Source organism: Mycobacterium sp. (genome assembly GCF_040509115.1).
In the GTDB taxonomy this organism is placed as follows: Bacteria; Actinomycetota; Actinomycetes; order Mycobacteriales; family Mycobacteriaceae; genus Mycobacterium.
The window spans coordinates 1-10,472 of sequence record NZ_JBEVLO010000103.1; the positions used below are offsets into that span (position 1 = coordinate 1).

The 10,472-nt window shown below is 67.8% G+C and carries 6 protein-coding genes; 1 reads left to right on the plus strand and 5 read right to left on the minus strand.

The window, feature by feature from the left end:
* Both ABW137_RS08605 and ABW137_RS08610 read right to left on the minus strand, forming a co-directional pair.
* Positions 1 to 540 (minus strand): FGGY family carbohydrate kinase (locus tag ABW137_RS08605; RefSeq protein ID WP_526398876.1); only part of this gene is annotated, 540 nt, incomplete at its 3' end.
* Positions 537 to 2,060, minus strand: coding sequence for an amino acid permease (locus ABW137_RS08610; protein ID WP_526398878.1), 1,524 nt, complete (start codon positions 2,058 to 2,060; stop codon positions 537 to 539). The genes ABW137_RS08610 and ABW137_RS08605, both read right to left, overlap by 4 nt.
* 151 nt (positions 2,061 to 2,211) lie before the next feature.
* Here ABW137_RS08610 and ABW137_RS08615 point away from each other — a divergent pair, with 151 nt between their 5' ends.
* A complete protein-coding gene (locus ABW137_RS08615) occupies positions 2,212 to 2,943 on the plus strand; it encodes a GntR family transcriptional regulator (RefSeq protein WP_526398880.1) in 732 nt (243 codons plus the stop codon).
* Between the two features lie 60 nt (positions 2,944 to 3,003).
* Here ABW137_RS08615 and ABW137_RS08620 read toward each other — a convergent pair whose 3' ends face one another.
* The 3 genes from ABW137_RS08620 to ABW137_RS08630 all read right to left on the minus strand — a co-directional run bounded on the left by ABW137_RS08620 (position 3,004) and on the right by ABW137_RS08630 (position 10,462).
* Positions 3,004 to 4,347 (minus strand): FAD-dependent oxidoreductase, encoded by a 1,344-nt coding sequence (locus tag ABW137_RS08620; RefSeq protein ID WP_526398882.1) that lies wholly within the window; start codon positions 4,345 to 4,347, stop codon positions 3,004 to 3,006.
* A 125-nt stretch (positions 4,348 to 4,472) separates the two neighbouring features.
* Positions 4,473 to 4,814 carry a hypothetical protein gene (locus tag ABW137_RS08625; protein WP_526398884.1) on the minus strand — a complete coding sequence of 114 codons (342 nt, stop codon included), beginning with the start codon at positions 4,812 to 4,814 and terminating at the stop codon, positions 4,473 to 4,475.
* Between the two features lie 149 nt (positions 4,815 to 4,963).
* Positions 4,964 to 10,462, minus strand: coding sequence for a hypothetical protein (locus ABW137_RS08630; RefSeq protein WP_526398886.1), 5,499 nt, complete (start codon positions 10,460 to 10,462; stop codon positions 4,964 to 4,966).
* Positions 10,463 to 10,472 lie beyond the last annotated feature (10 nt).

Genomic DNA, 10,472 nt, shown 5'->3' on the forward strand with positions numbered 1-10,472 from the left:
CGCCCCATCCAGGTCGAGCAACAGCGACCGGCTGGCCGTCGACGTGTCGGTGACGAACGCGCCGCACAGCCGGTGCACCAGCCAGGTGTCGGTCGTCGTCACGACGCCGGCACCGGTCAGGTTGGCCCGGATCCACGCCATCTTCGGCGCCGAGAAGTACGGATCGAGCACCAGTCCGGTCGTGGCCGCGATCGCGTCGGCCGCCGACGAGAGGTCCGCGCAGATGGGCTCGGCGCGGCGGTCCTGCCAGACGATCGCCGGTGTCAGCGGCGCTCCGGTGCTGCGATCCCATGCCAGGACGGTCTCGCCCTGATTGGCCAGCGCGACGGCGGCGACCGGCACGCCCGCCGCGTGCAGCGCCTGGCGACCCGCGTCGACCACCGAGTTCCAGAGCGCTTCGGGATCCTGCTCGACGCCGCCGCCAGGGAGGTAGTCGGGCCGAAGTGCGACCTCTGCGATGGAGACCACCAGCCCGCCGCCGTCGACGACGATCGCCTTGGTCCCCGAGGTGCCCTGGTCGATGGCCAGTACGTAGGTCATGGCCTCCTGCTGCCTGCTTCGTGGTCGAGTACCGCGTCGATCGAATGCTGGTCCGGCATGGCCAAGCCGTCGGCTCCGCGTCGCACCAGCAGATAACCGAGGTAGCTCGCACCGATCACGACCATCACGATGACATAGAGCCACGCGTCCTTGAAGCTCGCATCGCGGAAGAGGGCCAGCTCGAACACCAGCCAGACCACCGCGACGACGAGGACCGGCTTCTCCCACGCACCGAGGTCGAACTTGCCGTTGACGGGCAGCTGCTTGCGCCTGGCCAGATACAACACCACCGTCGAGGCGTAGATGATGGCGGGCAGCAGGGTCGCGGCGCCGAACAACGTGAACAGGGCGGTCTCGGACTGGGAGAAGATCGCAAGGATCAGTTCGGCAAGGACGACGAACAGCACCGTGGCCCGCAGCGGGGTGTGGAAGGTCGGGGAGATCTGGTTCCACTGCTGCCAGCCGGGGAAGCGCTCGTCGCGAGACATGGCCCACGTCAAGCGAACTCCGGTCATCATGATCACCAGGCCGCAGGCGAAGATGGCGATGACTACCATGAGGAGCAGCAGGGTACTGACCGCGGAGCCGAGGGTGTGCTTGATGACGTCGGCGATCGGCGTGCCGGACTCGGCGAGGGCCACGGGGTCACCCGCGGCCAGGGTGACGGCGATGAGGAAGACGAATCCCAGTGCACCCGAGGCAATTACGGCTTGACACATGGCCCGCGGAACTACCCGCTCCGGATCGTTGGTCTCCTCGGCGAGGTTGGCGGCGGACTCGAAGCCGACGATCGTGAAGGCGCCGAGTAGGAAGCCGAGCATCCACGGCCCAGCCGACGTCCAGTCGCCGAAGCTCCAGAACCCCATCGATCCATCCGTGGGAACGGCACCCTTGCTGAACAGGTTGCCCGCATCCATGTCGCCTCGGACCGCGGCCACGACGAGCAAGAGCACGGTCAGGGCGATCATGCCGATCAGCTCGAGCGACACGGCGCCGTTGTTGACGCGCTCGCTCCACTTGGTCGACAACGCCAACAGGGTGGCCTGCGCCAGCAGCACGCATGCGGTCACGGCCCACGTGATGGCGGCGGTGCCCTCGTAGTCGAGCAGCACCGGCAACACGGTCGAGGCGATCGTGTAGTCGACGGCGACGACCACGATGGCGAGGAAGGTGAAGGAGATCCACCCGATGATCCAGCCGAGGACCGGGTTGGCCAGCCGTGACATCCACTGGTACGCGTACCCGGTCACCGGCATGCGTGACGCGATGGTGCCGAGGACGAGGGCCACCGCCAGCTGGCCGACGACGGCGATGGGCCACGTCCAGATGCCGACCGGGCCCGACGAGTTCAGGACCGCGCCGTAGGTGGTGAAGATTCCGGTGGCGATCGACACGAAGGCGAACGCCACCGCGAAGGATGCGAACCGTCCGGTGCGACGCTCCATCGACTGCTTGTAGCCGAACTGGGCCAGTTCGGCTTCGTCACCCACCCCTCGGGTGACGGGCTGCGGCTCGGACATCGGGACCCTCCAGTTGGTATAGACCATGTGGTTGGACCAAAGTATGCGAGCGGCGGGTCCCGTGGTCAACCCCAGAAACGCACTGTTTACCAACCCTGGTCTATACCAACTGGTCCCCCGGCGAGCGGGCTTACCCGGCTACGCTCGACGGGTGACCACCTCGCGGGTCGACCGCAACACCCCGGCCACTCCGCGCTACATCGCGATTGCCGCCCAGGTCCGCGACCGAATCGTCGTCGAGCAGCTCGGGCCGCACACGCTGCTGCCCTCGGAGCGCGAACTCGCCGAGCAGCACCAGGTCAGCCGCATGACGGCACGACAGGCGCTCTCTCTGCTTGAGAACGAGGGCGTCGTATACCGCAAGCCGCCGCGGGGCACGTTCGTCGCCGAACCGCGGGTGCGGTTCCACATCGGGAGCTTCTCCGAGGAGGTCGCCCGGCAGGGCCGTCAGCCGGCCGCCCGACTGCTGTGGTCCGAATATCAGGATCCGACGCCGTCGGTCCGGCTGGCCCTTGAACTCGACGACACCGCCGCGGTCCACGTCTTCCATCGACTGCGGACGGTCGACGACGTGCCGTTCGCGCTCGAGACGACGTTCCTCCCCGCCGATCTGACCCCAGGCATCCTCGAACTGGCCGACGAGGGCTCGCTGTGGGCGACGCTGCGCGACCGGTATGGCATTGCGCTGAGCCGGTCGACCGCCGTGCTGGAGTCGATCGTGCTCGACGACGCCTCCAGTGCGCAGCTCAACGTCCGGCCGGGTTCGGCGGGAACGCTGTTGACCCGCACGACGCTGGACGCCGACGGTCGCCGCGTCGAGTTCGCCAGGGACGTCTACCGCGCCGATCGGGCCTCGTTCGAGGTGTCCGCCGACCTCTCGTAGCCTGCGATTCGTGCACGTTTACCCGCGGTGAGCGCGGTCAAGCGTGCACAAATCGCTCGGTCACTGGGGGCGTCCGGCGCGAATCATGTCCTCGCGGGGCACGACCTTGACGCGCTCGCGGCCCTGTTCGGCACCGAGCGCGATCTCGTGCGCGTCGAGGCGCTCCCATTCCTGCCAGGTCGTGTAGTCGATCCCGTTGCCGGACAGGTGGGCGAGGATCGCGTCGGGGTCGCGATTCTCGGGCGGCTGAATGCCAGGCAGGTCGGCGAGCAGGCTGGTGACGGTCTCGGCGGCGTCGGACTTGGTGTGGCCGATCAGCCCGATGGGCCCGCGCTTGATCCACCCCGTGACGTAGGTGCCCTCCATCATGACGCCATCCATGTCCAGCACGCGGCCCCTGTCGTGGGGCACCGTGCCTGCACCGTGGTCGAAGGGCAGATCCGCGAGGTGCGACGAGATGTAGCCCACTGCGCGGTACACGGCTTCGACCGGAGTGTCGATGAATTCACCGGTCCCCCTGACGTTTCCGTCGCCCATCAGCTCGGTGCGCTCGGTGCGCAGCCCCTCGACGCGGTCGGTGCCGAGGATGGCGACAGGTGCCTGGCACAGGTGGATGTGGATGCGATGCGGGGCGCCCGTTGGCTCCTTCTCCAGGTACCGCATCAACGTGTCGACGACGAGCTTGGTCGACTTGCTCTTGCCGATCGCCGCCTGACTGGCCTCGTCGATCTCGAAGCCCTCGGGGTGGACGACGACGTCGACGCTCGGCGAGTGGGATAGCTCGCGAAACTCCATTGGGGTGAACTTGATCTGCGCCGGTCCGCGGCGGGCGAAGACGTGGATGTCGGTGGCCTGGTTCAGCGCCAGGCCGCGGTACACGTTGCCGGGGATCTCGGTGGTGAGCTGCTCGTCGGCGGGCTTGGCGAGCACGCGGGCGATGTCGAGGGCGACGTTGCCCGCGCCGAGGACCGCGACGTTCTTCGCCGTGAGCGGCCAGTCACGCGGCACGTCGGGATGCCCGTCGTACCAGGAGACGAAGTCCGACGCGCCGTGGCTGCCCGGCAGGTCGATGCCGGGGATGTCGAGATCCCGGTCGGCCCTCGCGCCGGTGGAGAAGATCACGGCGTCGTAGAAGTGCTGAAGGTCCGACAGCTTGATGTCGGTGCCGTAGTGAACGTTCCCGATGAATCTGATCTCGTCGCGGGACAGCACCCGGCGCAGCGCCTTGATGATCTCCTTGATGCGCGGGTGGTCGGGCGCCACCCCGTAGCGGACCAGGCCGTACGGCGCGGGCAGCCGGTCGAAGAGGTCGACTCGGGCACCTTCGTAGTCGTTGGTGAGAGTGTCGGCGGCGTAGATGCCTGCCGGGCCTGCGCCGACGACTGCGACTCGAATCTGCCTCATGACCTGCCCTTCCGCATTAGGTTAGCCAAGCCTAATTTGGAACGGGCGTACTTGTCAGACCCACGTCCGAGACTCTCGTCACACCGTTCGGAGGAGTTGACTACCCGAAACGGCAACGCGTCTCGTCACAGTCTTCGCAGCCAGGTCTCCGGAAGCTCGTCGTGTTCCTCGCCCGTGTCGACTGCGGGCACGTCGCCTTCGACGCGTCGGAGTTCCTCCTCGGTGCTGAGGTTGAGGCTGTCGACCACGTCGGGAGCGCAGCCGCTTGCGAGGAGCTCGCGCCGCCGCGCGACCTGCATGCGGCGTGCCGAAACCTCGCACAGCGCCAGGATGCGGCGCGCCAACTCGCTGGGTGGAACCGAAAGTGCTTGCGGCGCAAGCGCAAGCGCGATCGGGAGGCCACGCTCGGTGGTCCGGAGCTGGATCGTCCCGTTGCCGAGCCTGCCTCCGTCATCGGGAGGTTGCATCGTCCGTCACCGCCTGATTCAGTGCTGACCGCCGGTGGGCGTACGTCGTAAACGGCGTATCGACATACGTATCGACGTCATTGACGCGCCCATCGTAGATTGCGTTCGGCGCCCCGCGCCACGGGCGGCGCGAAGCGCAGCGCGTCGGGTCAACTCGCGTCACCGCGATCGGCGTCGTCGGGGGCACGGGAGTCCTGTTCGCCGAACCGGGCGAAGGCGTCGTCGAGTGCCCCCTGGAGGCTCGGACCTGCGCCGAGCCCAGTCAGTTCGATCACCGGTGCCGGTCCGTGCGGGGTGGTCGAACGATCGCCCTCGGTGGCCGGACGAAGCAGGTTGGTGCCGTTCGCAGGCGCGGCGGTCGGACCTCGACTCCGACCGAACAGCCGGTGTAGGAGGCGACTCCTGGCGATCGGCAATCCGGCGGGCTCGCCGGAAGGTCCAGTCGACGACGTCAACCGGGCCCCGGTCGCACCGGTGCCGACCGCGGGCGGCTCATTCGGTGGGCGGGGAGCAGACGGCGGCGGTAGTGGGTCGAGATCTGCTGGTGCAGAAGGCGTCTCGACCCGGTCGAGGCTGGAGGTGGGGATCAGCATCGGCCCGTGCACGTCCACCCCGGACAGCGTGTGCGAGGTGTCGCCGTCGTGCACGGTCAGCACGATCGTTGCGGCGCCGTCGAAGACGGCATGCGAGCCGGCGAACTTCGCGTTGGCCGACACCTTGGCGCTCTGCCCGTAGGTGGTGCCGTGACGGCTACGGCCCAACGCGCCTCCACCGAACATGACGTTCCCGCGCAAGACGTCGCCCAGGTTGCCGTGGGGGCCCGCCATGAACCGGGGACCCGCCTCCCATGCCGACGAATCCTGGTGTGAATCACCTTGATTGACCTCGTTGAGGAGGTTGGTCATCCCGCCTTGGCTCTCGACCCCGGTGCGATTCAGCCCGATCAGGTCGGCATGGCCGGTCACCCGCAGGGGACCATCCCGGAACAGCTCGACTTCCTCGCCGCGCGTCATCGCAGGCAGGTGGCGCTGCAACTTGACGTCGCTGAGCGCCGCGGGTAGTTGATCTCTCAGTCGCGACGCCGCGATCCCGCTCACCGGCGCCTTGAGGTTGTCCTGCGTTCGGCGTCGGAACTGGTCGCCGTCGACGACCTTGCGAACCATCGCCCCTCGCGGTAACCCTCGTTGACTGCTCCCGTCGGTCGAAGCGTCGGGGGCGTCCGAGTTGGGGCCGCCGGCGAGGGTTTCCGGCCGCGGTTCGTAGCTTGTCTGCTCGGCATCGGGACTTGCTTGCCGAGTCCGGAAGTCGATCTTGGCCGCGCCGTCGCGCTCGAGCGTTCCTCCGCTGCCCAACAGCCCGGTGGGACGGCTCATCCTGGCGCGCACCGTGGCCGTGCCGGCTTGGACGTTGGAGGCCGCCTTCTTGCGAAACACGTCGCCGGTGGCCGAGTTCTTGGTCCGGGTAGCGCTGCTGTCCGTGGCTCGGTTGACGTCGACACGGCCCAGCAGAGAGGCGTTCACCCCGACGTCGACGGGCAATACGGTGCCCTGCGCCTGGAGCGTCACCTGCCAGTTGTCGGTCTTGGTGTTGGTGTCGGTGGTGGTGTGGATCGTCTGGCCGCCGGTGTAGAACTCGGCCTCGCGCGCCGTCCCTGGCGTCGGGTGCGTCATGTCGTCCACCCGCGCACTCAGCACCACCTTGGCGCCTCTGACCGATTTCAGCTCGACGGCCCTCTCACCATTGCGGCTGTAGGAACCCAGGTCACCGTGCAGCGCGCGGGTGTTGACGTGCGGGGCGAGTTCGGCCCGCACCAACTGCCAATCGTCGCCGAACACTTCTCGGCCCTGCTCGGTCATCGAATCGAGCACGTGTGCCGCCATCGCGTCCTCGGTGGGCGTGGGGGTCGGGGCGGGCGCAGCTTGCCGAGGTGCATCTTGTCGAGGCGCCGGCGGGCGCACCTCGGTGACGACATGGTCGGGTTCGAGCCGGATGCCTGGACCGTCCGCGGATGAACTGGGTTGGCGGCTGGCCGCGGTGTCGGCGGCGGGCGCCACCTGTGGGTAGGAGAACACACCGGTCATGCGCACGTCCGCCGGGTTCTCGGGCACCTTCGACAGCAGCCGGGCACCCTTGTGCTTCTCGTAGCTGATCTCGAATCGGATGGGTTGCCGGAAGAGCTCGTGTGCCTCAGTGGTCCTCACCCGCGTCGGAACCCGGTGCTCGGTATCGGTGACCGTGGTCTCGGCGCGCGGGGTCGTGAGATCACCGCTGGCTGCGGGTGCGTCCGCTGGCAGTACCGAACCGCTGTGGGTGACCTGAACCGATGCCGAGCCGTGCGGGAACGGCACGACGAGCCGCCCTCCCTCGACGTGGCGGGTCAGGTCGTCCTGCAAACGTGCGGTCGACGACTGCGACTCCACGGACAGATCGGTCTCGAACTTCGTTGACGGGCCGACGTATTCGGCGCTGGCCTCTCGAATTGCCTTGACCTTGACCGTGATCTTGCCGCCGGTCACCGGAATGTCGTGGCTCCACTGCTGGCCCGATTGGTGGGCCAGGCGGGTCTGCAACAGCTGCGGGCCGAACTGTTGAGTCACCCCCACCATGGCCTTGTCGACGTCCTTGCCAAGGGCGGGCCCGAGGTCGGCCCGAATCGCCTCCACCAAGCCACTCGCCGGGTCGAGGCCGACGAGCATGTCCGTCGGGTGCCACGTCTGCAGCAGCACATGGGCCGGGGGCGAAGGGGGTTCACTCGCCACGGTGGGCGGCGTCCACGCCAGCGGCGCACGCTCCGGCGTCGCCCGCCCGCCGTCGGCCGCCACCCCGCGTGCCTCCCCGCCGCTTCGCTCGCCGGGTTGAGCTTGCACGAATCCCGCGGGGTGGGACCTGTCGAACGTGGGTGGCAGCACCGCGTCATGGGTGCGCGAGCCCTGCAATTCACTGAGCGGAATGGCGATTTCGATGGGGAAGAGACCCGATTCGTGGACGGTGGCCTTCGAGCCGGTCATCGTGCCGTCGATGCGGACCCAGCCGTCGAAGATCGCCATGGGTTGTTCGAACTTGGTCGCCACCACCACCCGCTGTTGTTCGCGGACCCGGTTGCCCTCCCGCACGGTCTGATTGGCTCCGGCGATCACCTCGCCGAGCACCGGACCGCCGGCCACGTCACCGCCGCGCCCACCCAGCGCGGCCTGCCCCGAGATCTGCTTGGTGCTGATCGTCGTGGTCGTCGCCCCCTCGGTGTTCTCCATGCTGGGCGACGACAAGACCTTGTCGATGGTGCGGCGGTAGGTCAGGTTCTCGATGTCGGCGGTCAGCGCCAGCGTGCTCGAGGATCCAGGTCCGGAGAGCTCGGCAGTGGTGAGCGGACTGTGCTGGGTCATTCCCGGCAGTCCGCTGCGGATCCGATTCAGGTGGCTGGAAGCCGCAACGGTCGGGCGGACCTCCTTCCACTTGCTACCGAAAGCCCGGTGTCCCATCGAATCCAGCAGTCCGTGGAATCCACTCAGATCGAGGTTGGTGACCCGATCCATGCTGCCCAGCCCGGCCAGCGGCTCGGCGGCCACACCACGCTCCCGACGCACGGGTGAGTCGTTCGTCACGACCGGGCGAGGTCGGCTGCCCAACTGCCAACGTGCCCGGGGCGTCGTGGAATTGCGTTCCGCGGATGGCCCACCGCGACCCCAGATGCGCGCGGGTGGCGCATGGACCTCCGTGCCGCGGTAGTTCGTGGTCGGGGTGGTCTCGGACTTCTCGATCAGGGCATCGAACTCGGCCCTGGTCTCGTGCACCGCGCCCTTGAAGGCACCGTTGCGCTGGGTGGGTGAGATCGAGTCGGGGGCATGCATGACGAACCGCAACCGGACCTGCCCGTTCCACGATTGACCCGCCACCGGATTCTTCAGCGTGCTGCGGTTGCGGAACTGCGAGACGTTTACCTCGTTGGTGCTGCGCCCCACGTTCAGCCCACCGTCCAAGCCTCCCACCACTTCTCCGGTGGGCGTCCCGCCCTGCCCGCGACTGCGACCCGGGAGCGGAAGCTGGGCGGTGTAGGTAGTTTGGTCCTGCCGCGCCCGGGCCGAATCGGTCTCGGTGCCGTGGTGGAACTCGGTCTTGCTCGTCTCGCCGGTGGCGCGCATTCGTGGGTTCCCAGAGTTCGGGGGCTGCTCACCGAATGCCGGCGTGGCATCCGAGGGAGTGCCGAGCGATTCTACGAATGCGTGTACCTCCACCCGGGCACCGGGAATGCCCTCGAGATGGTGCACGAGCGGTTGCTTGTTGGTCATCCCGTGCAGATTGGCCTGCAGCAGTTCGACACTCAGCCATTCGTCGACCTCGGTCATCGCCCGGGCGGCCTGCGGGCCGTAGGCCGACTCGAATGCGGTACGCATCGCCGGGCTCGACACGAGTTCGGTGGTGGACTTCGGACCACGATGGGGTCCCATGCCGTCGGGCAGCAACTGCAGGTTGGTCACCACGTCGGAGCCGGTCAGTGCGCGTGAATTCGTCACCCGCGGTGGACCATCGGATGCCGCGGCGGGGTTGGCCGCGTCGGTGACCGCGCGAGTGGGAACCGCCACTTCGGTGTGGAAGGAGAACGCCTGCAGACTACCGCCCTCATCGGACGTGCCCGTCACGCGGCTCACCGGACTGCTTAACCGGTAGGAGACGACGGCCTGGATGCGGCCCGCGAAGCGTGTAGCCGGCTCGACCGTTTGGCCTCCACTGATCTGGCGGTCGGTCCGCTGCGTGGACTCCGACCACTGATGCTCGCGCACCCCGAACAATCCCGTGGTGTGGCTTGCGTTGGCGTGCGTGAGGCTGGCCTGGGCACCGGCGACGTAGGTTCGACGGCCCTCGTCGAACGAACCGACGACGCTGCTCGGGTCGGAGCTGTGCTCGAACTCGTAGCCCTCGACACTGTCCTTGAACTCGAGCGAGGACGCGGCCGAAGACCCGTCCAGCCGCAGGTCGATACTCAGGGTTCGCCCGGATCCCAGTTCGACCACCTGGCTCACGGGCTTGCCGCCGCGCAACATGCCGGGCACCTTCGGCTTGAGCCCGTCATCGGCGAACAACGCCGTCAGGCGCTCGCGGTTGGCATCCCACGTCTTCTCGCCGCCGTGTTGGGTGACCAGTCGCCGGATCTGGTCGAGGCCTTCATTCCCGGAATGGAAGCGTTCGACGACGTCCATTCCGCCGAGGACGAGGTTCGGTCCCGATCGGGCAGGCAGCCGCGGGGCCGGGGCAGAATCGTCGACCGATGTCGACGTGCTCGACGCCTGCTCGACGTCGGAGTGGCTGCCGCCTGACTTGGTGTCCGCCCAGGTGGAGGTGACCTCCAACCCAGATAGCAGACCGCTCAACCGTTCCGGGGTGGTCGCCGGGTGGGTTTGCGGCGGCTCCTCGTCGAGCAACGCACCGAACAAGCCGAAGTCGTCGTCGACGACGGGACCAGCCGAAGCCTTCGCCTTCCGGGCATCTCGCTTCTCGTTGACATCGGGATCTGCGGCCAAACGCTCCTCCCGCTCCGCGGCCGTCTCAACGGCGGGTTCGTACCTGTTCGCCGAGACGTGTCCGGCGGCGTCGAAGACTCTGACCTTGCGCACCGTCGACCAGAAGTCCGCGAAGCCGTTGCGTTTGATCACCACGTTGGGC